This is a genomic window from Enterobacter sichuanensis, from assembly GCF_009036245.1.
Lineage (GTDB): Bacteria > Pseudomonadota > Gammaproteobacteria > Enterobacterales > Enterobacteriaceae > Enterobacter > Enterobacter sichuanensis.
This window is the reverse complement of the sequence record NZ_CP027986.1, coordinates 2,740,352-2,765,231: the sequence shown is the minus strand read 5'-3', so window position 1 is coordinate 2,765,231 and position 24,880 is coordinate 2,740,352. Positions and strand designations below refer to the sequence as shown.

Genomic DNA, 24,880 nt, shown 5'->3' with positions numbered 1-24,880 from the left:
TCATGTCCCGTCCTGTTCTCGCTCAGCTGAACCTGCAGGCCCTGAAGGATAACCTGCAGATTGTTCGCCGGGCAGCACCTGGCGCCCGCGTGTGGTCGGTGGTGAAAGCCAATGCCTACGGCCACGGCATTGACCGTATCTGGAGCGCGCTGAGCGCCACCGACGGCTTCGCGTTACTGAATCTGGAAGAGGCCATTCTGCTGCGCGAGCGCGGCTGGAAAGGGCCCATTCTGCTGCTGGAGGGGTTCTTCCATGCCGACGACCTGCCGCTGCTGGATAAGTACCGGCTGACCACCAGCGTTCACAGCAACTGGCAGATTAAGGCGATTCAGGATGCGAAGCTCCATGCGCCGCTGGATATTTATCTCAAGGTGAACAGCGGCATGAACCGCCTGGGCTTCCAGCCTGAGCGGGTACATACCGTCTGGCAGCAGCTGCGCGCCCTGAAGAACGTGGGTGAAATGACGCTGATGGCCCATTTTGCCGATGCGGAAAAACCGGACGGCATTGCTGATGCCATGGTCCGTATTGAGCAGGCTGCAGAGGGGCTGGACTGCCCGCGCTCGCTGTCAAACTCCGCAGCGACCCTGTGGCATCCTGAGGCGCATTACAACTGGGTGCGTCCGGGGATTGTACTGTACGGTGCGTCACCCTCAGGCCAGTGGCAGGATATTGCCAACAGCGGCCTGAAGCCGGTGATGACGTTGCGCAGTGAAATCATTGGCGTGCAGACGCTGAAGGCCGGCGACACGGTGGGCTACGGCAGCCGCTACCGGGCGACGGGTGAGCAGCGGATTGGTATTGTGGCAGGCGGCTATGCTGACGGCTATCCGCGCATCGCCCCGACCGGGACGCCGGTATGGGTGGATGGCGTCCGCACGGGAACGGTGGGCACCGTATCGATGGATATGCTGGCCGTTGACCTGACGCCATGCCCGCAGGCGGGCATCGGTTCACCGGTCGAGCTGTGGGGTAACGAAATCAAAATTGATGACGTGGCCGCCGCGGCGGGGACTGTAGGGTATGAACTGATGTGCGCGCTGGCACCGCGAGTGCCTGTTGTGACGGTGTAACTTGAGTTCGCCGGGTGGCGCTAACGCTTACCCGGCCTACGTTCGAGGGTTTTGTAGGCCGGGTAAGGCGAAGCCGTCACCCGGCAAAAAAACTACTCCACGTCCTCTTCCCTCGGCCTCAAGCCGACTTTCCGTACCGCGTTATCTTCTTTTTCGGCAACTGTCCAGATCATCCCGGCAAACTCCACCTGGTCACCCACTACCGGGGCCGCGCCAAGCCGCTGCTGGATGATTTCGCCCAGCGTTTGCTGGTTATCACCGTCTTCAGCCCCCTCATCCAGACCGTAAATCAGGGCCACATCCGCAAATTTGGCGCTGGCTTCCAGAATAAAATCGCCGAAGAAACGCTGGTCCAGCGCCACCGGCGGCGACTGGCTGAACAGCTTGCCCAGCGCGGGCAGGTCGCGCTCGCGGCCTATCACGCACAGAATGTCCCCTTCGCGCAGACGGGTGCTGCCGGTCGGGTGCAGCAGGACATTATCGCGGAACAGGGCGGCAATCCGCGTGTCGGCGGGCATGTGCAAATCGCGCAGTGAGGCACCCACGCACCATTTGTCGGCGCTGAGCTGATAGACAAACTGTTCCCACGGGTTTTCCGGGTGGATGTCCAGCCCGACGCGGGACACCGGCCAGCCCACAGGCGGTACCACCACTTTGGCTTTTTTCGCCGCCCACCCGAGGGACGTTCCCTGGAAGAGCAGCGAAATCAGCACCACGAAGAACGCCACGTTAAAGAACAGCCGGGCGTTATCCAGACCGGCCATCATCGGGAAGACGGCAAGGATAATCGGCACCGCGCCGCGCAGGCCCACCCAGCTGATAAAGACGCGCTCGCGCAGGTTGAAGCCGCGAAACGGCAGCAGCCCCGCAAACACCGACAGCGGACGGGCGAAGAAGATCATCCACGCCGACAGCAGCAGCGCCGGAATGGCGATGGGAAGCAGGTCCGAGGGCGTCACCAGAAGCCCCAGCACCAGGAACATGCCGATCTGCGCCAGCCAGGCCAGGCCGTCGAAGTTCTGCAAAATGGCATGACGGTTGCGGATAGGGCGGTTGCCCATCAGGAACCCGCACAGATAAACGGCGAGAATGCCGCTACCGTCCAGCGCTGTGGTGACGGCGAAAATAAGAATGCCGCCGCTCAGCGCCAGCAGCGGGTAGAGCCCCAGCGGCAGCGATATGCGGTTGATGGTCTGCTGTAACAGATACCCTCCCGCCAGGCCGATGAGTATCCCCAGGCCGAACTGCTGCAGGATATGCCACGCAAACATCCAGCTCAGCCCGCTTTCGTGCTGCTGAATCATCTCGATAAGCGTGATGGTGAGAAACACCGCCATCGGATCGTTACTGCCGGATTCAATCTCAAGCGTGGAGCCCACGCGTTCGTTAAGCCCTTTACCACCGAGCAGGGAGAACACGGCTGCCGCATCGGTTGAGCCGACGATAGCGCCAATCAACAGTCCTTCCATGATATTGAGATGGAAAAGCCAGGCGGCCATCATCCCGGTGAGGCCTGAGGTTATCAACACACCGACGGTTGCCAGCGACAGTGCAGGCCCTAAGGCCACGCGGAAGGAGCTCGCCTGGGTGCGCATCCCGCCGTCAAGCAGGATCACGGCCAGCGCAAGGTTACTCACCATATAGGCGAAAGGGTAGTTATCGAAAGGAATACCACCGATGCCATCAATGCCAGCCAGCATGCCGATGGCAAGGAAAATAACAAGAATAGGTATGCCGAGACGCGATGAAAATGAACTTAATAAAATACTGCTGGTTACAAGGACCGAACCCAGAATGAAAAGACTGATTATCGCTGCGGCATCCAATGTTCTCTTACTCCCACCTCAATGTTAACGCTGTTACTAAAACCCTAACATATTAACCACGGCAACAGCGTTTTATTAAGCGGGTTTGACGGCTTTTTTATGCCTTTATGACAGGATGGCCGCTGAGGGTGAGCCGGCTGCCCGAATCATTATGAATCAGGGAGGCGTGCGCCCCCAGCGGCAGGGTGACGGTTTGCTGCTCATGACCGAAATCCAGACCGGTAATGACCGGAATATCCAGCCGCGAGCGAACAAAGTCGATCATGGTCTCAAGGGTGTAACCCGCGTCATAATCATTAGGCGCAGAGCCGCTAAAGCTGCCCAGAATAATGGCGGACTGGCGCTCAAGAATACCGGCATGATAAAGCTGCAACAGCATGCGCTCGACGCGGAACGGATGTTCGTTGATATCTTCCAGCACCAGAATGCCATCTTCGATGTGCGGCAGCCACGGCGTGCCAATGAGCGAGACCAGCATCGCCAGATTGCCGCCCCAGAGCTGGCCTTCACACTCCCAGTGCGGTCCATTGCCTTGCCACTCCACGCTGTAGGTCGGATTACGCAGCGCGCGCCAGAAATGGTCCATGGTAAACGCGTCCAGCTCCGGCGCGCCGAGGTTACCGGCCAGCATCGGGCCGCTGAAGGTAATGACGTTATGCAGCGCCAGCAGCCCAAGCTGGATGACGGTGAAATCGCTGTGGCCGCAGATCAGCAGCGGATCCTGCTGCTGACGCTGCGCCAGGCCCTGCCAGTCAATACTCTCCAGCAGACGGCTCGCGCCATATCCGCCGCGTACCGCCAGAACGATCTGGTTTGCACCCTTCAGGTTCACCAGGTTGTTGATATCATTCAGCCTCTGCGCCTCCGTGCCGGCAAAACGCTGCTGGCGGCGGGGGATAATCGTCTGATTTTCTACCTGATGGCCGGACTCCAGCAAACGCTGAACGCCCCGCTGTGCCGCGTCCTGGTTAATGCAGTAGCCGGATGGCGCGATGAGATGAAACTGAGACATGGCAATTCCTTGCTGAATGAGAAACTAATTGTCTATATCATGCCGCTTATACGCTGCCTGCTTCAAGGGCGGCGCACCGCGATGACCGGCTATAAGGATAGATGACGTGAAATTAAGATGGTTTGCTTTTTTGATTGTGTTGCTCGCTGGCTGTAGTTCAAAGCATGATTATCAAAATCCGCCGTGGAACCCGGAAGTGCCGGTGAAGCGGGCGATGCAGTGGATGCCGATCAGTGAACAAGCCGGGAAGGCCTGGGGCGTCAGCCCGCGTCTGATCACGGCGATTATTGCGGTGGAGTCCGGAGGTAACCCCACGCTTGTCAGCAAGTCCAACGCGGTAGGGCTGATGCAGCTTAAAGCGTCAACGGCGGGGAGAGAAGTGTACCGCTATATGGGCTGGAGCGGCCAGCCGTCAACCAGCGAGCTGAAGAACCCGGAGCGCAACATTTCAATGGGCACAGCCTATCTGAGCATTATGGAACATGGCGTGCTGAAGGGCATTGAGGATCCGGATGTGATGCAGTACGCGCTGGTGGTCTCTTACGTCAACGGTGCCGGCGCGTTGCTCAGGACCTTCTCATCAGACCGCAAAGAGGCAATAGAAGAGATTAACGGCATGGACAAAGACGAATTCTTTGAGCATGTGGTGAAAAATCATCCGGCACCACAGGCGCCTCGTTATATCTGGAAAGTACAGAAAGCGATGGATGCCATGTAATGCCGCAGACGGGCGGCGGTCACGCTGCCCGATTTTCCTTACAGAATTTTATTGGCGCGCTCCCGCGCCTCTCGCTCCAGTGAGTAGATAATGCGCTGCAGCTCACGCTCTGCACCGGGGCCGACGTTGAGGAAACGGAAACTCAGACGCGGGGTGGTGATGGTTTCATTTTTGCTGTCCACAACGGTGCGATCGCTGATAGCAATCAACTGCGCGTCGAAATAAAAACGGCCCCAGCCACCCATATCCAGTTCGATTTGTGTAAACCGCATGCCTTCTACCAGTCCGTCAGGTTTCGGCGTATCCATCAGTGCGCCCATACCGCCGAGCGACAGATCGAAGAGACGGAAGCGGATCTCTTTTTTGTCCGGCATTTTGGCCTTACAAAAATAGGCGGGATGAAGCGGGGCGTTGATGCGGAAATATTCACGACGCTGAACAAACCAGAGATTGGAGGGAAGCGGGGTCACAAAGGCCGGAAGTCCCTGGTATTCGCGCAGTTCCAGTCGCGACAGGACAAACTCCACTTTAGCTCCCTGGGTTTCGGCCATCACCGCGAGATTCTCTGCTTTCAGCGCCGCACGGTTTTCATACTCCTGACTGCCTAAATCAATCACCAGCCGCTCCTGCGAGGCGTCCAGGATCTTGCTGATGAACTGATTATTCGACCAGCTGATGCGCAGCGGCACTTCGCCTTTTTGCAGGTCGCGTAATACCCCTAATACAGCCAGCGGATTTTGCTTGAGGAACTGCTCACTGTAATGACTCACGCCGGATGGCTCCTTGATAAATGACAGACTGTCTTAGCGTTATCGGCACGCCGCAATGAAACTTAATACAAACCGGTGAGTTTTTTTTCGGCTTCAGCAAAGATAAGTCGGTGAGAAGAAAATGGTTTTCTGGCGATAACCTATACTTAAGTTAGCTGCGCAGAAGGTTTTCTGCGCATGCGTTAAACCTGCAAGAGGGCATCGCTATGGGTATCATCGCCTGGATTATCTTCGGTCTTATTGCTGGCGCTATCGCGAAATTGATCATGCCGGGAAACGACGGCGGCGGCTTTATTTTGACCTGCGTACTCGGGGTCGTTGGTGCGGTTGTGGGCGGCTGGCTGGCGACGATGTTTGGCTTTGGCGGCAACATAAGTGGTTTTGACCTGCACAGTTTTCTGGTCGCTGTTGTGGGCGCCATTGTGGTGCTGGGCATATTCAGGTTACTGCGACGAGCATAAATTAACGGAAACGGCTCTCTGCGGAGGGCCGTTTTTTTTGCCTGAATATTGATTTGTTAATCTAAATGATAATAATTGTCGTTCCGAATTGCATTCAACAACAAGACGACATTATGCATACCTCACGTTTTACGCTATGCGCCCTGGCGGGCGCTATCACGCTGGCATTACAGGTTCAGGCGTTCGCCGAAGAATCAACCATCGTCGTCACGGGCTCAGAGCAGGGCAGCGCGCTGCCAACCTGGACAAACAGTGCCACGAAATCGGCCGTGGCAGAAAGTAAAACGCCGCAGGTCATCACGACCCTCTCTGCCCCGGAAATTGAAAAGCGTCACGCGAATTCGGTGAATGAAATTCTGCGCTATGCGCCGGGCGTCTCGACGGAGGTGCGGGGGAATACCTCCTATTTGAGCGAATATAAAATTCGTGGCTTTACCGTCGACCAGGAGTTCTACAACGGGCTGCAGTTGCCCTACAACGTGACCGGCAATACTCAGGCCCGTATCGATCCGCTGTTGATTGACAGCGTGGATATTTTGAAAGGCCCTTCATCGGTGCTCTACGGCGGCGCCTCGCCGGGCGGGCTGGTGAATATTCAAAGTAAAAAGCCGCAGCGGGAAGCCCGAACCGAGTTCGGCTTCAACACCGGCAACCGCAATCTGAAAGAGGGTTATCTTGACTCAACCGGGCAGATTGCCGGCAGCGACTGGAACTACCGTCTGCTGGGCAAAGCGACGGAAAATGACGATCAGCCGCACACCAGCCGCTATGAAAATTATCTCGTTGCCCCGTCTGTCACCTGGCAGCCCGACAGCAAAACCCGCCTCACCGTGGATGCGCTGGCGCAGAACAGCCCAGGTCTGACCCCATCGAACCCGCTGCCGCTCTCTTACCTGCGCTCGAAATACGCGGGCAAGCGCGATTACGCCGGCGATGAGTGGAGCGGGTTTAAGCAGCGGCAATGGATGCTGGGCTACAGCTTTGAACACGCGTTTGACAGCGGCTGGGGCTTTAACCAGAAGGCACGCTATTTCGACGTCGACACGCATCAGCGCAGCGTCTATGCAACGGGCACGGGAAGCGAGGTCTATCAGCTCAACCGCTTTGCCTATACCACGGATGAAGATCTGCAGAGCTTCAATATCGATAACCAGGTCACCAAAACCGTGGCGCTGGGCGACTGGGAACATCACTTGCTGGCCGGGTTTGACTATCAGAAGCTGAACTCCCACTTCCACTACCGGTATGCGGCGGCCACGCCGGGTATCGATATGCGCGATCCTGACTATTCGCAGATCCATGAAAACGCGCTGGGGCTTTATACCGCCCAGAAAAACCGTCTGAGCTATCAGCAGAACGGCTATTACCTGCAGGATCAGGTCGCGTTTGGCGGCTTAAATCTGCTGGCCAGCCTGCGCTACGATGATTATCGCTCCGTTACCACCAATTACCTGCAGAACGGCGACAAGGCATGGGTATCCCAGGATCGCGTCACTAAACGTCTGGGCGCGCTTTACGCTTTCGACAACGGAATTTCACCGTTTATCAGCTATTCCGAAGGTTTTGCGCCAGTGTCGCCAAAGGGAACGCTCACGGCGAAAGAGGTGAAACCGACCACCAGCAAACAGGTGGAAGGTGGGGTGAAATACCTGCTGGCCGATTATGCCACCACCCTGACGGCGTCGGTGTTTAACATCCGTCAGAAAAATGTCGTCACCTCCGATCCGGGGTTCCTGAATTACAGCCAGACCGGTGAGGTGGAATCCAAAGGGGCAGAGCTCTCGGTCGTCAGCCGTCCGACGGATAATCTGACGCTCATTGCCAACTATGCTTACACCCACGCAATCAATACCGAAGATGATAAGTACCAGGGCAAACGGCCGACGCAGGTGCCGGAGAATGCTTTTAACCTCTGGGGAGATTACACCTTTGAAAACACGCCGCTGAAAGGGCTCATGCTGGGTGCGGGGGCGCGTTACACTGGCTCCATGGAGATTTCACCAGCTAACGATGCGGGTAAACTGGGCGGGACCACGCAGTACGATCTGTCGGCCTCTTACCGGATGGGCGAAATCCTGCCGTCGCTTGCAGGGCTAACGCTTAAAGCCAGCGCGCAGAACATCACCAACAAAGAGACGCTTACCTGTTACGACGCAACAAACTGCTGGATTGGGCGTGACCGGACGTATCAGTTAGGGGCGAGTTACAGTTTCTGAGCAAAGCCCTTTGAGGGCAAAATGTAGGCCGGGCGGCGTAGCCGCCACCCGGCAATACACGTTACTGCGCCGTAGCTTTTGCTGGCGCAACCTCGTCATTCGCTGCAGGCCGGTTCTCCGGCACGCTGTCGCACGGTTTCTCTTTCGGGCATACCAGGTCCAGCATCTTCAGCGTCACGCCGTTGCTCCAGCCGAAGCCATCCTGAAGCGGATACTCTCCACCGCCGCCGCCAGTACCGGTAGTCGACACGTCATACTTCTCGACCAGTTTCTTTTCACGGTCGTACGTATGCTGAACGTTCTTCAGGAAGCGCCAGGTCACGTCCATCGCGACCTTATCTTGTCCGTAATTCTGCAATCCTTCCGTGGCCACCCACTGTAGCGGAGCCCAGCCGTTTGGTGCATCCCACTGCTGGCCGCTGTTGACGGTGGTGGTCGCAATCCCACCCGGTTGTAGCAGGCGCGATGAGGTTGCCGCTGCGACTTTATCGGCACGATCCTGCGCCGCGGCCTTCACGTAAAGCGGGAACAGGGCCGCGGCGGTGAGCTGATTACGTACCTTTTTGCTCTTCAGATCGTAATCAGCGTACCAGCCCTCTTTATCATTCCACAGGTGGCTCTCGATGGCTTTCTGGCGTGCCGTTGCCAGCGCCTCATATTTGCTTGCGCTGGCGGCATCGCCACTCTCCTGGCTTGCCCGGGCCAGAAGTTTTTCCATTTTGAACATCAGGGCGTTCAGATCCACGGGCACGATGCTGGTGGTCCGGATAGTGGCGAGCTTTTGCGGGTCATCCATCCAGCGGGAGCTAAAGTCCCAGCCCGAGGCCGCAGCGGAACGCAAATCACGGTAGATCTCGGTCGCAGGACGGTTCGGGTTACTTTTGGCGGTATTCACATCATCAAGCCAGGATTCCGGGCGCGGCGTATCGCGGTCATCCCAGTAGCGATTGAGGATAGCGCCATCATCCAGCTTCACCACGCGTTTGTTGGCTTGCCCGGGTTGCAGGGCGTCAACGCCATCCATCCAGTAGGCATACTCTTTTTCAATCTGCGGACGATATTTCTTCAGCGCATCGCTGTCGTGGGTCGCCAGCAGTTCAACCATCAGCGAGAAGAACGGCGGCTGGGAGCGGCTCAGGTAATAGCTGCGGTTGCCGTTGGGAATATGCCCGAAAGTGTCAATTTCATACGCAAAGTTGTCCACCATATCGCTGATTTTGTCCCAGTGGTCGCTCTCCGCCAGGCCCAGCATGGTGAAATAGCTGTCCCAGTAGTAGACCTCACGGAAACGTCCGCCAGGCACAACGTACGGCTTCGGTAACGGCAGAAGGGAATCCCATTTATTGCTGGCTTTGTCGGTGGTGCGCGTCAGCACCGGCCAGAGATCGTCAATGTGCTCACGTAAACTTTGTCCTGCGGGCGGAACATATTTTTCTCCTTCACCCGGCAGCGTAAAGTTCACCTCGACGAAATGGCGTAAGTCAAACCCGGACTGACGACGTTGCATACGGTAGTCGGCAAGGATTGTCAGGGGATCGCTGTTTGGCACCGCGTCGGCAAAGGTTTTTTGATCGGGAAAGAGTTTGGCGCTCTGAACGTCGCTGAAGAGGGGCCCGAGCAAAATATCCGGTGAATTCGTCTGGCCTGCGTTCATCTCTTCCGCGTAGCCAGAAGCGGCCACCGCGAGCAGCGCACTGCCCAGAACCACAGGTAAGAGGCGAGGGCGCAGCTTTTGTGGGATTATCATTGGTGCTTCTCCTTATTTCACTGAGCAGCAGTTACGCTGTCATCAATCACCAGAAAACCTTAGTCGAATATGACGCGCTTCGCGTGCCGAACATCGCATTTTGCACAAATCCAGACTATTTACCGTTGCGTTTCATGCCCGGTATGACGCGCTGGAATATTGATTTTGTGAATATCTAACGGCACAGAAAATAAAGTGCGATCCGTTGCACAGAATGTGTCCGATGAACGCTTTCTTTTAATTATCACGATCACATAAAGCAAAAAACATAAGTTCGAGGTGAAAAAACATAATGGATCGCCGCATGGCTCTCAGGCGAAATTGTCGCTACGAAAGAAACCGGTTTCATAAATGAGGAGTCACGCGATGTCAATTGCAGAGAAAATTCCGGTCAAAGAGAAAATAGGCTATAGCCTGGGCGATGCAGCGAGTCATATTGTATTTGACTCATCGGTGGCCATTCTGGCGTATTACTATACGGATATCTATGGATTACCCCCGGCCGTCATGGGAACCATGTTTCTTCTGGTGCGTTTATTAGATGCGATTACCGACCCGATTATGGGCGCAATTGCTGATGCAACCTCCACGCGCTGGGGCCGTTTTCGGCCCTGGCTGCTGGCAATATGCGTTCCTTTTGCGGTGAGTTGCGTGCTGGTTTATTCCATTCCGGATTTTACCGAAACCGGAAAAATTTATTATGCCGTCGGCGCATATATATTTATGACCCTGATGTATACCGCCATTAATATCCCGTATTGCTCCCTGGGGGCGGCGTTAACGTCCGACCCACGCGAAAACCTCTCTTTGCAGTCCTGGCGTTTTGCCATCACCCCGATTGGCGGGGCGCTTGGCACCGCCCTCATTCTGCCCCTGGCTGATTACCTCTACCCGGGCGACAGAGCAACAGGTATTCAGGTGGCGATGGCGCTCTTCGGCGCGATCGGCTGCCTGATGTTTATCGTCTGTTTTGTCACCACCAAAGAGCGCGTGCAGCCTATCAAAGAAGAGAATCTCAACATTGCCCGTGACGTTAAGATCCTCTTTCGTAACGATCAGTGGCGCATTCTCTCCATCTACAACTTTATGATGCTGGTAGCGGTGGTGATCCGCGGCGGCGCGGTGGTCTATTACGTTAATACCGTTCTGAACAAAGGAGCCGACATCATCTCGTACTTTATGCTGGGCGGGATGCTGGCCTCGATGTTGGGCTCCGTACTGGCACAGCCATTTGGCACCCGTTTTTGCAAGGTCAAACTCTCGTTCTGGATCAATATTCTGAATGCGGTGTTAGGCGTGGCCTGTTTCTGGCTGCCGCTGGAATTTTGGGTTATTCCCTTAATTGCCCACATTCTTATTCAGATTGTTCAGGGCGGTAACGGTGCGCTGCAGTGGTCGATGATCACCGATGCAAATAATTACGGTGAATGGAAAACCCAGCGTCGAATTACAGGTATGAATGTTGCGGCCAATATATTCGTCATTAAATTAGGGGTGGCGGTCGGCGGTGCTATTCTGGGCTGGGTACTGGCCTGGTACAATTATGAATCCAGCAGCACGGTACAATCGGAATCCGCCGTTCAGGGCGTCATTCTGCTGTTTACCTTGATTCCCTCTCTCTTTTATTTACTCACTGCATTCTCCATTAAGTTTTATAAATTAACGGAAAACGTCATGAATGGCGTGGTGAATGATTTAAATAAAGGCGAATTCGCTAACTCATAATGCTTTCAGTAGTAAGCCGATAATTCATGCGAATTATCGGTGAGGTTCTCTGTGTCCGTCAGGAAATAATGATTAACTCACGAGGATGGAGTCGATGAAAGTGAAAACCCTTGCACTCATTGTCAGTGCGTTTTGTACTACCGGAGCAATGGCAGCAAACGATACCCAGCGTCTGGAAGATAAACTGGCGCAACTGGAGGCGCGTCTCGAAAAAGCCGAAAGCCGGGCGGCAAAGGCGGAGGCACAAATTCAGGTACTGGAAAAACAGCAGCAAACGGTCGCGGTCGCAAATCCTGTTGTGGTGGAAGCGACGGAGCCTGCGACAGCACAAGCGGCACCGAAGCTGACGTTATCCGGCTACGGTGATATTAAGTTTTATGGCGACGTTGAATTTAATATGGACGCAGCCAGCAAGACCGGCAGTTTAACCTCCATGAAAACGACGGCCAACAAAGACTGGGCGCCCGGCAGCCATGAACGCTGGGATATTAACGGGCGTCTGCTGTTAGGTTTTGACGGCTATAAACGGATGGCAAACGGCAATTTCACCGGCTTCTCCGTGCAGCCGCTGGCTGACTTAACGGGCAAAATGAACCTCGATGATGCCGTTTTCTTCTTTGGCACAGAAAACGACTGGAAGGTGAAAGTGGGCCGCTTCGAAGCCTATGACATGTTCCCGCTTAATCAGGATACCTTCGTTGAATATTCCGGCAACACCGCCAACGATCTCTACAGCGATGGCTACGGCTACATCTACATGATGAAAGAGGGGCGCGGGCGTAGCGACAGCGGCGGTAACTTCCTGCTCAGCAAAACGCTGGGTAACTGGTATCTCGAGGTTAACACCCTGCTGGAAGATGGCAGTTCGCTGTTTGTGGACCAGCAGTATCACGGTGTGGACCTGGATAACGATAAAAACGTCGCCTATGTCCGGCCGGTCATTGCCTGGCAGGAAGGGAACTTCTCGACGGCCATCGCGATGGAGAGCAACCTCGTCAACAACGCCTATGGCTACCGTGATGCGTCAGGAAAATGGATAGACCAGTCTGAGCGCACCGGCTACGGTTTCACCCTGACCTGGAACGGGCAAAAAACCGATCCGGATGACGGGATCGTGGCGAATCTGAATACCGCCTACATGGATGCCACGGATGAGACGGATTTCACCGCGGGCGTGAATGGCTTATGGCGCAATTTCGAACTGGGCTATATCTACGCGCATAACCAGATCGACAATTTCAACACCGCAAACTTCGACGCGGACTGCGACGGCGACTGCTGGGTGACCGATCCCGGGGATTATGATATTCACACCATTCATGCGTCATACCTGATCCCTAACGTGATGCAGATGAAGAATTTCAACATCTATCTTGGCGCGTATGCTTCCTGGGTGGAAGCGCATCCGAACGATGGCGATGACCGAAGCGACGATCGCTACGGCGGACGCGTGCGCTTTAAATACTATTTCTGATGCCGTACGCCGGTCAGGCCTCTTCCGGGGTCTGGCTGGCTTCCCGCAGTATCCCCGGCGCATGGCCGATAATCCGCTTAAACGCCCGGCTGAACGCCGCGAGCGATCCATACCCCAGCCGCAGCGCCACCGTTTCAATGGGCTGGTTCTCATGGCGAATATACTGAATGGCCAGCCGCATTCTCAGCTCGCTGAGATATCTGGCCGGCGTGGTTCCCGTCGCCGCAAGAAAGCGTTCTGCAAACACGGAGCGGGAGGTGCCGGCTTCTTTCGCCAGATCCGCCACGCTCCAGTTCAGCCCCGGCTGCTGGTGCATGGCGTAGATCGCCCGGCTCAGACGCGGGTCGCGCAGGACCTGCACCCAGCCGGTGGCTTTCCCGCAGCCGCCTTCCACCCAGCCGCGCACGATTAATGCCGCCACCACGTCGGCCAGACGCGCGAGGATCCCGGCGAAACCGGCCTGACGCGTCAGGGATTCACGCTCCATCGCCGCCAGCAGCGGATGGATCTCCGGCCACGTGGACATCAGTCGGCTGACCATCATCACCTCCGGCATCGCTTTGATCAGCGGCTGCATCCCGCCCAGTTCAAAATCCATACAGCCGCTAAAGATGATGGTGTTCTCGCTGTCCGGACACGGCTCGCAGGTGATCGCGCAAACTGAGCTGCAGATGGGCTCGCTGGGAAACGCGGTGACCGGGGTGAGGGTGGCCTGTTCGTCCGACAGCAGGGCGTGTGCGTCGCCATTCGGAATAAAGAGGGCATCACCGCTGCTTAAGGTGAACGTTGCGCCACTCTCCATACGCAGCAGGGCGCTGCCGCGGCTGACGAAATGAAACTGCGCTCGGCCGGGGGCCTGGTTGAACGCCACTCCGAACGGCGCGCTGGCTTCAATGCGACGATATTTCACGCCCGACAAGCGCATGCCGTGCAAAAGTTCGCTGATCAGATCGGGGGACTGAGCGGTCATGGCAAAACTCCGGACGAATAATCAATAAGTGGAGATTATATGTCATAGATCGTCCACGGTGAACCCTCTATGCTTTTGCGACAGTTGTCACATTTTCATAACGGGAGATCAACAGATGAGTTCATGTGTCGCGGCGAGAGAGGCTGTTGCGCCTGCAAAACCCGCCTGGCGGGCCGTCTATTCACTGGGGCTGGGGGTGTTTGGTTTGATCACGGCAGAATTTCTGCCCGCCAGTTTGTTAACGCCGATGGCCGCAAGCCTGGGCGTCACCGAGGGGATGGCCGGGCAGGCGGTAACCGCCACCGCGCTGGTGGCGCTGGTCACCGGGTTGCTGATTACTCCGGCGACCAAGAGTATCGACCGCCGCTGGGTGCTGATGTTTTTCTCGGTGCTGCAAATCATCTCCAGTCTGCTGGTAGCCTTTGCGCCCACGCTGCACGTTCTGCTGATGGGACGCCTGCTGTTAGGGATTGCCATCGGGGGATTCTGGGCGATGTCGACGGCCACGACGATGCGTCTGGTTCCTGCCGATAAAGTGCCGAAGGCGCTGGCGGTGATCTTCTCCAGCGTATCGATTGCCACGGTGGTCGCGGCGCCGCTGGGCAGCTATCTTGGCAGCCTGATTGGCTGGCGCAACGTGTTTATTCTCTGCATTCTGCCGAGCATGCTGGCGCTGCTGTGGCAGCTGTGGGTGCTGCCCTCTATGAAACCTGAGAGCAGCGGCAGTCTTGGGACGCTGTTCCGCGTGCTGCGTCGTCCGGGGATGATCGGCGGCATGCTGGCGACCATCCTGATCTTCAGCGGCCACTTTGCCTTCTTTACCTACCTGCGTCCATTCCTGGAAACGGTTGGTCAGGTGGGCGTGGAGAGTATCTCGCTGATCCTGCTGGGCTTTGGTATCGCCAACTTTGTGGGAACGTCGGTTGCCGGGCATTTACTGTCACGCAATCTGCATCTGACGCTCGCGCTGGTGCCGTTCGCCATGGGCGTACTGGCGCTGACCATGGTGGCGTTTGGTCATCTGGCCATGCTGGACGGCTTACTGGTTGCGCTGTGGGGCTTTGCCTTTGGTCTGGTTCCGGTGGGCTGGTCAACCTGGCTCGCCACCACCGTACCGGATGAAGCCGAAAGTGCGGGTGGGCTGCTGGTGGCCTCAATCCAGCTGGCGATAAGCGCTGGCGCTGCCGGCGGCGGGGCGGTGTTTGATCTCAACGGTGCCACAGGCGTCTTCGCCGGCAGCGGTTTCCTGCTGGTGACGGCGATGGTGATTGTATTTATGGGCGTGAAAGTTAAGGCGGAGTGATTTTTTCCCTCTCCTTCGGGAGAGGGTATTTATAGATATCCATTATTCTAGGCAGTCGCTCTTTCATTCCAGGTGTCTTTAAACACTATATTTCCGTCACAATATTTCCATTCGATTGATTCATATCGCAGTTCGACTTCTTCCATATGAGCACTTGCGATACCTAACGGGTGCAGTAAAGGGGAGATTCTTGTTATCTTGACATTTTCCAGAATGATATTGAAATATTCACGCTCGATCCCGGCGTCATTAATCTTATACATTTTGATTAATGCTGTTTTGAAGATTTTACCTGTACAGACGGCACGAAATAGATAGGGTGTGATGCGATCTATTTCTTTTTCAAAGGTAATTGGCACATGAAGTCGTGTTCCTGTCAGTTTTCCTGTGTTGGAATCGGTGGGGATCCACACAGAGTGGTTAAACGATTTTAGTTCGGTAGAGCCCAATCTCGTAGGCATTAAACACTCCCCTGTAATCGGGGCGTTATTTTCATCTGTGAGCCATATATGTGCTGGTGTAGACATTTATTTACCCTTTGTTTTTGTAGCGAAATGCAATGAAGTAAACAACTAATAAAATAATCCCAAAAATCCTTAGTGCAATTTCTTCATCTTCTATAAAACTCACTGCGACAGCACCTAGAATGACAGCGAATATTCCAGTGCCATACCAAAAAAAATCATCCATAATATCTTTTAAAAAACTTTTTAAAAATTGCATCAAAAATTCTTTTATAGATTCCCACATTATCGCATCATTTTATTTATCGCATCAGCAATTTCACCATCGGATGCAGTGTTTAAGTTAAGATATCCGGTCTTCATTATCACGGGTTCAATAAGAAAATACATCATTTCCAGCTTTTCAACATACAGCGCATGGTAAAACAACGGTTGGAATTTTTTCAGTGTATTTGCGCTGTCTGCCGCATGCTGGACTATAGCGTAAAGGTTTAATACGCTAATTACACCTCCTGTGCCCCAACCAATCTTTTTCACAAATGCACTTTGTACGGCCGCGTTCATGTTATTACCATAACAGATGTATGACGTGACGGCATAAATCAACCCATTTTTAGAGACCTGCTTTACTGAGTAGTTTGTTGTAAATGGTATTATACTTTCAAGAATGCTTTTTCTTTGGCTATTGGATTTGTTATGAAGTATCGTTTCAATATAAATCCTAACCATTCTAAAAATTATATCTCTATGCTTAACGAGTTGTGCTACTCCTGCTAAAAACCTTAAATCTTCATAACCTAATCGCTTACATACATCCTGGTAATTATCCGTGAAGCAAGACGTATAATAGAGTAAGCGTGTTGTAGCATCGCCAAGATTATTTAAATATTCAATAGCTCCGTCTCTCACTCCAGCTATGGCGCGATCAAGCCTTAAAGCAAGTTCTTTATCGGACCCTATTTTTTCGATAATCGATTTACTGTAATACATAGCCTGTCCCTGTTGTGTACAGAGTTTATCATGGGCTACGTTGTCACCTGTGGACAGCGATCGCACTCGCATTTTTAAAAGTAAAATAAAGAATATCCACTAACCTATTTTCTAAGTCAATGGATGCTTTTTTATAATTGATGTGATGAATTAGCAGCCGTTGAATAGGCTTAGGATAATCTTAATTTATTAATTCTGCGAGGGGGGGAGAGATATTTTGAATAATGACATAATATGTAGGCCGGGTAAGCGCAAGCGCCACCCGGGATTAATGCAGGTATTACAACCCTTTCTTATCCATCCACACCGCCAGATCCACCAGACGGTTTGAGAATCCCCATTCGTTGTCATACCACGCGAGGATTTTCACCATATTCCCGCCAATCACCAGCGTGGAAAGCCCGTCAATAATTGAGGAGCGCGGATCACCCTGGTAATCACTGGAGACCAGCGGTTCATCGCTGTACCCCAGAATACCTTTCAGCGGGCCACTGGCGGCCGCGTGGCGGAAGGCCTCATTTACCTCTTCGACGGTCACGTTACGGCTCAGCGTCACCGTTAAGTCGACAATCGACACCACCGGAACCGGCACGCGCAGGGAATACCCGGTCAGCTTACCGTCCAGGGAGGGGATCACTTTCCCCAGCGCTTTCGCCGCGCCGCTGGAATAAGGCACAATCGACAGCGCCGCCGCGCGCGCGCCGCGCAGATCCTTCTCTGGCTGGTCGTGCAGCGCCTGGCTGTTGGTGTAGGCATGCGTCGTGTTCATCAGGCCATGCTCAATCCCGAACTGCTGATGCAGCACCTGAGCCGCCGGTGCCAGACCGTTGGTGGTGCAACTCCCGTTACTCACCACAACGTGCCGGGCGGGATCGTACTGGTCATGATTGACGCCCATAACAATCGTCAGGTCGTCGTTCTTTCCGGGGGCGGAGATAATGACGCGTTTTGCGCCACCGTGGGTGATATGTACCGCCGCTTTTTCCCGTTCCGTAAAGAAGCCGGTGGCCTCAATCACCACGTCCACGCCGACATCACGCCACGGGATATTCGCCGGATCGCGTTCGCTGAATACGGTGATCCTCTGCCCGTCGACCTGCAGCGCGCCGTCGGCCGCTTCAACGGGAGCGGGCAGTTTCCCCAGCAGGGAGTCATGTTTCAGCAGATGGGCGAGGGTCTTGCTGTCCGTCAGATCGTTAATGGCCACAATCTGCAGATCCGGGTTGCCCAGCGCCGCGCGCAGGAAATTACGTCCGATACGGCCGAAACCGTTAATACCGACCTTAACCATGGTGCACTCCTTATCTCTGTTGTCTGGAGTCACTGTAGGCGTCAGGCGGGATGGCGTAAACGACAAAAAAGGATCAGATTACGCCATTTTCCGGCAGTGAAATCGCTGGCGATACTCGCCCGGGGTGAGGTGGAGCTGTTTCTCGAACACGCGCCGCAAATTGATACTGGTGCCAAACCCGCTTTGTTCAGCAATGCGCTCAAGGGGATCGCTGGTCTGCTCAAGCAGCTGGCGGGCCGCGGCCAGACGCGCTTCGGTCACGTAGCGGGCAGGCGAGACGCCCGTCTCACGGGTAAACACGCGGGTGAAATTGCGCGGGCTCATCGCCGCTTTTTCAGCCAGAGTTTCCACACACAGGTCGGCGGTGAGGTTCTGCAGCATCCAGGCCTGCAGCTCGCTTATCGGACCCGATGTACCGGGCTGCTGCAGGTTGTAGCGACTGAACTGCAGCTGCCCTCCGGGGCGGCGCAGATACATCACCATATCCTGCGCCACGTCGCGGGCGAGGGTAAATCCGTAGTCGTCTTCCACCAGCGCCAGGGTCAGATCAAACCCGGAACTCACCCCGCCGGAGGTCCAGACGGGCCCATCCTGAATATACAGCGGGCCGCCTTCGACCCGGATTGACGGGTACTGAGCCTGCATGGTCTCCAGCAGCCGCCAGTGGGTGGTCGCGCGACGACCGTCCAGCAAGCCGCTCTGGGCCAGCAGCATCGCGCCGCCGCAAATGGAGGCGACCCGCCGCGCATGGGGCGCGGCGAGATGCAGCCAGTCCACCACCGCGAGGCTTTCCTGCTCGTTCACCCCGCGACCGGTAATGATGATGGTATCCAGCGGCTCACGGGGATCCAGGTCCGGCAGGCGATAGTCCGCCAGCAGATTGAGGCCGGACTGACCGTGGATCACCTGGTGCGGTTGGGTGGTCGCAATGATGATGCGATAGCAGGGCTTCGCCGGTCCTTCCGGGTGCAGCCGGTTGGCCTGCATCAGAATGTCGGCGATACCGGCAGATTCAAACAGCATGCCGCCGTCAGGAACAATAATCAGGATCTTCTTCATGTCCTGAAAAGTACCTTTATTACAAAATAAGTCAAGCGTGCCCGCACTGCACGTTTCTGGCAAAGCAAAGCGATTTAAGTTGTTTGTGATTTCAGATGTTATCCCCGATCGTCAGGGCACTGTCTCTGGCGAAACGGCGTCTGAAGGAATGGGTAAACGAAGCTCCCTCTATTTACATCCGCAACAACGCAATCAAATCCACCATCTCGCATCGGGATTTCTGTGGCGAAGCGAACTGCCCACCTGGCTGTTGATCGTGACGATTTATGCGGGCTGGTTTGCCACGCTGGCGTTCTGGCAAACGCTCGGCCTGCTGCCCGCCACGCTGCTGCTGACAGGGTTTACCGCCTGGTACATGTCCCTGCAGCATGAACTGATCCACGGACACCCCACGCGTTTTGCCTGGCTTAACCAGCTGTTTGGCACGCTCCCGCTGGCGGTGTGGTACCCGTATGGCCTGTACCGGGATTCTCATCTGGCCCACCACCGGTACGATAGCCTGACCCATCCGGTGGATGATCCGGAGTCGTACTATTTTACCGAGGAGAGCTGGGCGCGCTTTTCCCCCTGGCAGAAGCGTGCGATCCGCGCCCGAAACACCTTTGCCGGACGGCTGCTGCTGGCGCCGCTGCTGGATATTCTGCAGACGCTGGGCAGCGCCGTCGCGGCGTTTCGTTATCTACAGCTTCGGGCGATGACGATGTGGCTGGTTCACATCACGCTGCTGGCGGCACTCTTCGCCTGGATGACGCACGTCGGTTTTTCCCCCGTCTGGTTTGTGCTGGCGGTCAGTTATCCGGCGCTGGCGCTGACCAAGGTCCGATCGTTTTACGAACACCGTGCGGCCGATGACCCGTTCGCGCGCTCCGTCATCAACGAGGCCGGGCTGTTCTGGCGGATGCTGTTTTTAAATCTCAACTACCATTCAGTACACCATGATTTACCTGGCGTCCCCTGGTACGCGCTGAAGCGTATCTACCAGCAGAACCGGGAGGCGTACCGGGAGCGAAACCACGGTTTTCTCGTCAGGGGCTATGGCGAATGGTTACGTCAGTTCTGGGCCGCGCCCGTCGATGTCACCGTTCATCCCGGAGCTCAACAAGGGGAGAAGTATGAGTAACCTGCTGGCGTTTCCCATGTACGCGGTAGATCGCGCTGACACCCGCGCGCTCAGGCGGACGGTAAAAGGTTTGCTGGCCGCGCGCGGTGTGCCCGTCGAGGGTGACCCGGACTGGCCGGAGTCTGAACTGCTGACGCACTGGCAACAGCCCGGGCTTATTCTCAGCCAGACCTGTGGTTATCCGCTGGTCACGCGGCTCCCTGACGTGCAGGTGGTTGGCTGTTTTCACTACACGGCACCCGGTTGTGAAGGGTATCAGTACCGCAGCGTGCTGGCGGTGCGTGCGGAGGATCGGCATCTCTCGCTGGCTGATTTTCGCGGACGCCGGGCGGTCTGTAATTCGGCCGACTCGCAGTCCGGCTATCATGCGCTGCGAAAAAAAGTGGCTCCCCTGGTGAAGGACGGCCCGTTTTTCGCGCAAACGTCCTTTAGCGGCAGCCATCGCCAGTCGCTGATTGAGGTCAAACGCGGGGCAGGGGATATCGCGGCCATCGACTGCGTTACCTGGGCATTGCTCCAGCATCACGAGCCGGAACGGCTTGCGGGGCTGGCGGTCATTGACCGCACCCCCCTGACGCCTGGGTTGCCGCTAATCACCTCGCATCACACCTTGCCTGAAACCCTGAACGCCATTCGCGATGCGCTCCACGCGCTGGTGAGTTCACCAGCACACCGGGAGGTGTGCGACGCGGTGTTGATCGGCGGTTTTAGCGTGGTGACGCGTCAGGCTTACGCCGTACTGTCCGACTGAAAAATCCCCTGCGCGTCGTTAAAGCAGCGCAGCGCCAGCGAGGAGACGGGTCTCTGTCGGCGCATAATCAGGCCGACAGGGGCCTCGATATCCGCGTCGGCAATCGGGACTATCCTGAAATGGCTGTTCAACTCTTCCAGCCCGTTGTTCAGTGGCATCACGGCACAACACACGCCGCTCTGAACCGCCTGAATGATCTGGTACGTGGAGTCGCTTTCAAACACCGACGTCGGTTCGATGCCGGCAGACTGGAAGCTGGCCTCCATATGCGCCCGGTAGTGCATCCCCTTCGTCAGAAACCCCAGCGGAAACGCCGTCAGATCGGGCCAGGTCAGTCTCTCCTGGCTTAACCGGAAATGGCGGGTGTCGTGCAGCAGGCCCATCTTCGTTTTGGGCAACTGGATAATATCGAACAGGCTGGTGTCGATGCTGTTCAGGTAGCAAATCCCCAGTTCGAGCTGGTTGCGGCTGACGCCATCGGCAATCTGCGCCGAGGACATGGAATAGAGGCTGTAGGTCAGCTCCGGGTATTTTTGCGTCAGCAGGCGAATGAAGATCATCGGATCCACGCTCGCCAGCGGCACCATCCCCAGGCGTAATTCACCCACCACCTGGCCTTTGCACAGCGACGCTTCCGCCTGTAACCCGTCGTGCGCGGCCAGCAGCGCGCGAGCCCACGCGAGAATGCGTTCCCCCTCCGGTGTGAACCCTTCAAAGCGCTGTCCGCGCACAATCAGCACCAGCCCCAGCTCCTCCTCCAGGCTGCGGATACGCATGGAGAGGGTCGGCTGGGTGATGTTGCACTGGGAGGCCGCTTTACCAAAGTGCCGGGTCTCGTCGAGTGCGATTAAATATTTTAACTGTTTAATATCCATCTTTTTCTCTGCGCAAACGGCGTTACAGCATGCGGATCTCTTTTGAGCGCAGGGTGATGCGAACCGGAACCGATTTATAAGACGGCGTACCGCTGTCCTTGTCCAGATAATCGAGCGGGACCAGTACGTTGGCCTCCGGGTAGTAGGCGCCGACAGAGCCCGGGGCGATGCTGTACGCCACCACGGTGATGTCTTCCAGACGCTGTACGCTGCCGGGCAGGGCGGTTTCGATATCCACCCGGTCGCCGTGTTCCAGCCCTGATTGCGCCATATCCTCTTCGTTCATAAATAGCACGTCGCGGCGACCAAACACGCCACGATAGCGGTCGTCGAGGGCGTAAATGGTGGTGTTGTACTGGTCGTGACTGCGCAGGGTGATCAGGCGCAGAACGTGCTCACCCTCACCGCTGGCGTTCTCGTGAACACCGTCGAATACCGAGAACATCGCTTTTCCCGTCGCCGTTGGCCAGATACGTTGCGTTGGCGGCAGCGGCATCCGAAAACCGCCGGGAACGCGGATCCGCGCGTTATAGTGCTCAAAGCCTGGAATGGTCTGCTCGATCAGATCGCGGATGCGGTCGTAATCCTCAACCAGCGTCATCCAGTCCACGCGCGTGGCCGGCAGGGTCGCTTTCGCCATACCGGCGACGATAGCCGGTTCAGACCGGAGCAACGGTGAGGCGGGTTTCAGCTTGCCGGAAGAGGCATGCACCATCGACATCGAGTCTTCAACGGTGATGGACTGACGGCCGGTTGCCTGCATATCCAGCTCGGTACGACCCAGACAAGGCAGGATAAACGTCTCTTTACCCACCAGCAGATGCGTACGGTTCAGCTTGGTGCCGATGTGGACGCTCAGATCCAGAGTGCCCATCGCCGGAAAACCGCGTTCATGGTCGGGCATCGCCACCGCAAAATTACCGCCGAGGCAGATAAGCGCTTTTGCCCTGCCGTCGATCATCGCCTGCGTCGCCTGCACCGCGTCATGCCCATGGTGAGATGGCGGCTCAAAACCGAACACCTCCTTCAGACGGTTCAGGAAGGCCGGTGTGGGCTTCTCGCTAATCCCGACGGTGCGGTTTCCCTGCACGTTTGAATGGCCGCGCAGCGGGCATATTCCCGCGCCGGGTTTGCCAATATTGCCGCGCAGCAGCAGCACGTCAGCGATCAGGCGGACATTGGCCGTCCCTTTATTGTGCTGGGTAATCCCCATCCCGTAGGTAATGATGGTGGCATTCGATTTCGCATAGGCCTCGGCTACCTTTTTGAGCGCTGCCTGGCTCAGACCCGACTCGCGCTCAATATCCTCCCAGCGGGTTTGTGCGATATCCGCGGCAAACGCCTCAAAGCCCTGGGTGTGTTCCGCAATAAAGGCATGGTCGAGCACGCCGCCGCGTTCGGCCTCCATTTCCAGCAGATGTTTGGCAAGACCTTTCAGCGCGGCGGCATCGCCCCCGGCCTTCACCTGGAAATAGGTTGAAGCGATATCCGTGGAGCCGTAGGTCGCCATTTCAATCACGCTCTGCGGATCCGCAAAACGTTCCAGCGCGCGCTCGCGTAACGGGTTAAAAACGATGATTGGCACATTGCGCCGGGACAGCTCATGAAGGGTGCCCATCATGCGCGGATGGTTGGTGCCGGGGTTATGGCCGATGGAGATCACCAGCTCAGTCTTGTCGAAATCGTCCAGCGAGACGGTGCCTTTGCCGATGCCTATCGAACGTGGCAAACCGACGCTGGTGGCTTCATGACACATATTCGAGCAGTCGGGGAAGTTATTGGTGCCGTATTCCCGGGCAAACAGCTGGAACAGATACGCCGCTTCGTTCGACGCCCGCCCGGAGGTATAGAACTCAACCTGGTTCGGGTCGAGCCCGCGCATCACCTCGCCAATGCGTTGAAACGCCTCGTCCCATTCCACAGGCCTGAAGGTGTCGCTTTCCCGGTCATAGCGCAGGGGATGCGTCAGCCGACCGTATCCTTCCAGTTCAAAGTCCGATTTTGCCAGCAGCGAGGTGACGCTGTTTTCGGCCAGAAACGCCGGGGTCACGCGTTTGGTGGTCGCTTCCCAGGTCACTGCTTTGGCACCGTTCTCACAAAACTGGAACGTTGATTTGTGTTCTTTATCAGGCCACGCGCAGCCCGGGCAGTCAAAACCGTCAGGTTGATTGGTGCGCAGCAGCGTCGCCGGGGCATCAAAGGTATCCATTTGGGTACGTACCGCGATGGCCGTGGCCTTCAACGCGCCCCAGCCTCCGGCAGGACCCGCATAATGTCTGATACCGGGTACTGCGCGTCTTTTCTTGTTCATACCAACTCCTGATCTGTTCAGTCTTACAACGGCGGCATCACGAAAACCACTGAAATGGCAATAAGTAACAGCAATGACGCCCGGCTCACGCAGGTGAGGCGGCACTGCAAAATGACTTATCTAAAATGGTAGTTAATTCAGTGGATTATCTGACGTGTTGCTTAAAGATTTAAAGAAATTATAACGAAATTTTATCATTTTAATAATAAATCTTATCTATCAAGCGGTAGGTGCGATAAATGGCAACGAGCAGGGCGGATGTAGCATCATTAAAATTTCGAATGAAACAGATGAGGGTAGGGAAAAGCCATTCATCACGCCCGGCCTGGGATGAAGCGCATTTTTCACTGGAGATAAAGCCGTAAAGGTTTACTCGGGCTTAATGATTAATGGATATAATTTATGTCTAAGTGGTGAATTATCACAACATGAAATATAACTTATTTTGAGCTGTGAAATTAACGCCGCGCAGCATAAAAGAAATGTCTGAATGGCGATCGCCAATGGCGTTAAATATTAAAGATGCCCTGTTAGTGCAACAAATAATTCATCGTCGATATATTTTTCTGACATCACGAATACGGGAATTCTACTAATTATGGTAGTGGCGATAATAGCCGTATTGGGTTAATGAAACTGGTTCTCTTTTTGTATTTTTCCTTTTTAAAACAGTGTATTAGAATGGGTGTTGGTGGGGAAATAAGCGCATGTAAGACATTTCACG

General features: G+C 55.6%; 21 protein-coding genes and 1 pseudogene. 10 read left to right on the top strand and 12 right to left on the bottom strand.

The genetic code is table 11. The features are described 5' to 3' along the window. Positions 1-2 precede the first annotated feature (2 nt). The gene (gene dadX / locus C1N69_RS13335) at positions 3-1,073 is read left to right on the top strand and encodes a catabolic alanine racemase DadX (RefSeq protein WP_025756870.1); all 1,071 of its coding nucleotides are present in this window, start codon (positions 3-5) and stop codon (positions 1,071-1,073) included. 14 nt (positions 1,074-1,087) lie between these two features. Continuing rightward, positions 1,088-1,228 (top strand): annotated as a pseudogene (locus tag C1N69_RS23165) (hypothetical protein); the annotation flags it as partial. Here the strand turns inward: C1N69_RS23165 and C1N69_RS13330 are convergent. Together C1N69_RS13330 and ldcA are read right to left on the bottom strand one after the other, a co-directional pair. Continuing rightward, complete coding sequence (locus C1N69_RS13330) at positions 1,166-2,899, bottom strand: potassium/proton antiporter (protein WP_025756869.1); 1,734 nt, start codon at positions 2,897-2,899, stop codon at positions 1,166-1,168. The pseudogene C1N69_RS23165 and the gene C1N69_RS13330 sit on opposite strands and share 63 nt — an antisense overlap. Positions 2,900-2,996: 97 nt before the next feature. Next, positions 2,997-3,911, bottom strand: a complete 915-nt coding sequence (gene ldcA / locus C1N69_RS13325) for a muramoyltetrapeptide carboxypeptidase (RefSeq protein ID WP_155031359.1) — start codon at positions 3,909-3,911, stop codon at positions 2,997-2,999. A gap of 106 nt (positions 3,912-4,017) precedes the next feature. Here ldcA and emtA point away from each other — a divergent pair, with 106 nt between their 5' ends. After that, the gene (emtA, locus tag C1N69_RS13320) at positions 4,018-4,629 is read left to right on the top strand and encodes a membrane-bound lytic murein transglycosylase EmtA (RefSeq protein ID WP_025756867.1); all 612 of its coding nucleotides are present in this window, start codon (positions 4,018-4,020) and stop codon (positions 4,627-4,629) included. Between the two features lie 38 nt (positions 4,630-4,667). On the opposite strand, the gene ycgR is transcribed toward emtA, so the two are convergent. Then, the gene (gene ycgR / locus C1N69_RS13315; RefSeq protein WP_025756866.1) at positions 4,668-5,399 is read right to left on the bottom strand and encodes a flagellar brake protein YcgR; all 732 of its coding nucleotides are present in this window, start codon (positions 5,397-5,399) and stop codon (positions 4,668-4,670) included. A 206-nt stretch (positions 5,400-5,605) separates the two neighbouring features. Between ycgR and C1N69_RS13310 the strand changes: the two genes are divergently transcribed. Then, the gene (locus C1N69_RS13310; protein WP_008502662.1) at positions 5,606-5,860 is read left to right on the top strand and encodes a GlsB/YeaQ/YmgE family stress response membrane protein; all 255 of its coding nucleotides are present in this window, start codon (positions 5,606-5,608) and stop codon (positions 5,858-5,860) included. A 113-nt stretch (positions 5,861-5,973) separates the two neighbouring features. Then, the gene (locus C1N69_RS13305) at positions 5,974-8,076 is read left to right on the top strand and encodes a TonB-dependent siderophore receptor (RefSeq protein WP_155031358.1); all 2,103 of its coding nucleotides are present in this window, start codon (positions 5,974-5,976) and stop codon (positions 8,074-8,076) included. A 61-nt stretch (positions 8,077-8,137) separates the two neighbouring features. Here C1N69_RS13305 and C1N69_RS13300 read toward each other — a convergent pair whose 3' ends face one another. Beyond that, on the bottom strand, positions 8,138-9,823 hold the full coding sequence (locus tag C1N69_RS13300) for an alpha,alpha-trehalase (protein ID WP_155031357.1): 1,686 nt from the start codon (positions 9,821-9,823) through the stop codon (positions 8,138-8,140). A 366-nt stretch (positions 9,824-10,189) separates the two neighbouring features. On the opposite strand from C1N69_RS13300, the gene C1N69_RS13295 reads away from it, so the two are divergent. Further along, positions 10,190-11,548 (top strand): glycoside-pentoside-hexuronide (GPH):cation symporter, encoded by a 1,359-nt coding sequence (locus tag C1N69_RS13295; RefSeq protein ID WP_047958925.1) that lies wholly within the window; start codon positions 10,190-10,192, stop codon positions 11,546-11,548. A gap of 94 nt (positions 11,549-11,642) precedes the next feature. Beyond that, complete coding sequence (locus tag C1N69_RS13290; protein ID WP_155031356.1) at positions 11,643-13,022, top strand: carbohydrate porin; 1,380 nt, start codon at positions 11,643-11,645, stop codon at positions 13,020-13,022. 13 nt (positions 13,023-13,035) lie between these two features. On the opposite strand, the gene C1N69_RS13285 is transcribed toward C1N69_RS13290, so the two are convergent. Next, positions 13,036-13,992 (bottom strand): AraC family transcriptional regulator, encoded by a 957-nt coding sequence (locus C1N69_RS13285; protein ID WP_047958923.1) that lies wholly within the window; start codon positions 13,990-13,992, stop codon positions 13,036-13,038. Between the two features lie 115 nt (positions 13,993-14,107). Between C1N69_RS13285 and C1N69_RS13280 the strand changes: the two genes are divergently transcribed. Then, positions 14,108-15,295, top strand: coding sequence for an MFS transporter (locus C1N69_RS13280; RefSeq protein ID WP_025756859.1), 1,188 nt, complete (start codon positions 14,108-14,110; stop codon positions 15,293-15,295). A 47-nt stretch (positions 15,296-15,342) separates the two neighbouring features. Here the strand turns inward: C1N69_RS13280 and C1N69_RS13275 are convergent, their stop codons facing one another. The 5 genes from C1N69_RS13275 to C1N69_RS13255 all read right to left on the bottom strand — a co-directional run bounded on the left by C1N69_RS13275 (position 15,343) and on the right by C1N69_RS13255 (position 19,099). Further along, entirely contained in the window at positions 15,343-15,822 is a 480-nt protein-coding gene (locus tag C1N69_RS13275) for an Hcp family type VI secretion system effector (RefSeq protein ID WP_047958922.1), read from the bottom strand. Between the two features lie 4 nt (positions 15,823-15,826). Then, positions 15,827-16,045: a hypothetical protein gene (locus tag C1N69_RS13270; RefSeq protein WP_155031355.1), complete on the bottom strand. Its 219-nt coding sequence runs from the start codon at positions 16,043-16,045 to the stop codon at positions 15,827-15,829. Next, positions 16,045-16,749: a hypothetical protein gene (locus tag C1N69_RS13265; RefSeq protein WP_155031354.1), complete on the bottom strand. Its 705-nt coding sequence runs from the start codon at positions 16,747-16,749 to the stop codon at positions 16,045-16,047. Before C1N69_RS13265 ends, C1N69_RS13270 begins: the two co-directional genes overlap by 1 nt. Positions 16,750-17,029: 280 nt before the next feature. Then, the gene (gene gap / locus C1N69_RS13260; RefSeq protein ID WP_025756858.1) at positions 17,030-18,040 is read right to left on the bottom strand and encodes a type I glyceraldehyde-3-phosphate dehydrogenase; all 1,011 of its coding nucleotides are present in this window, start codon (positions 18,038-18,040) and stop codon (positions 17,030-17,032) included. Positions 18,041-18,118: 78 nt separating this feature from the next. After that, a complete protein-coding gene (locus C1N69_RS13255; protein WP_155031353.1) occupies positions 18,119-19,099 on the bottom strand; it encodes a GlxA family transcriptional regulator in 981 nt (326 codons plus the stop codon). A gap of 148 nt (positions 19,100-19,247) precedes the next feature. Here C1N69_RS13255 and C1N69_RS13250 point away from each other — a divergent pair, with 148 nt between their 5' ends. Together C1N69_RS13250 and C1N69_RS13245 are read left to right on the top strand one after the other, a co-directional pair. Beyond that, on the top strand, positions 19,248-20,219 hold the full coding sequence (locus C1N69_RS13250) for a fatty acid desaturase (RefSeq protein WP_088244434.1): 972 nt from the start codon (positions 19,248-19,250) through the stop codon (positions 20,217-20,219). After that, positions 20,212-20,970 carry a phosphate/phosphite/phosphonate ABC transporter substrate-binding protein gene (locus tag C1N69_RS13245; protein WP_155031352.1) on the top strand — a complete coding sequence of 253 codons (759 nt, stop codon included), beginning with the start codon at positions 20,212-20,214 and terminating at the stop codon, positions 20,968-20,970. The genes C1N69_RS13250 and C1N69_RS13245 overlap by 8 nt, the downstream gene beginning before the upstream one ends. Here C1N69_RS13245 and C1N69_RS13240 read toward each other — a convergent pair. Then, positions 20,949-21,845: a LysR family transcriptional regulator gene (locus C1N69_RS13240; protein ID WP_059386828.1), complete on the bottom strand. Its 897-nt coding sequence runs from the start codon at positions 21,843-21,845 to the stop codon at positions 20,949-20,951. The two genes, C1N69_RS13245 and C1N69_RS13240, sit on opposite strands and share 22 nt — an antisense overlap. Before the next feature lie 22 nt (positions 21,846-21,867). After that, positions 21,868-24,156: an FdhF/YdeP family oxidoreductase gene (locus C1N69_RS13235; protein WP_155031351.1), complete on the bottom strand. Its 2,289-nt coding sequence runs from the start codon at positions 24,154-24,156 to the stop codon at positions 21,868-21,870. Between the last annotated feature and the right edge of the window lie 724 nt (positions 24,157-24,880).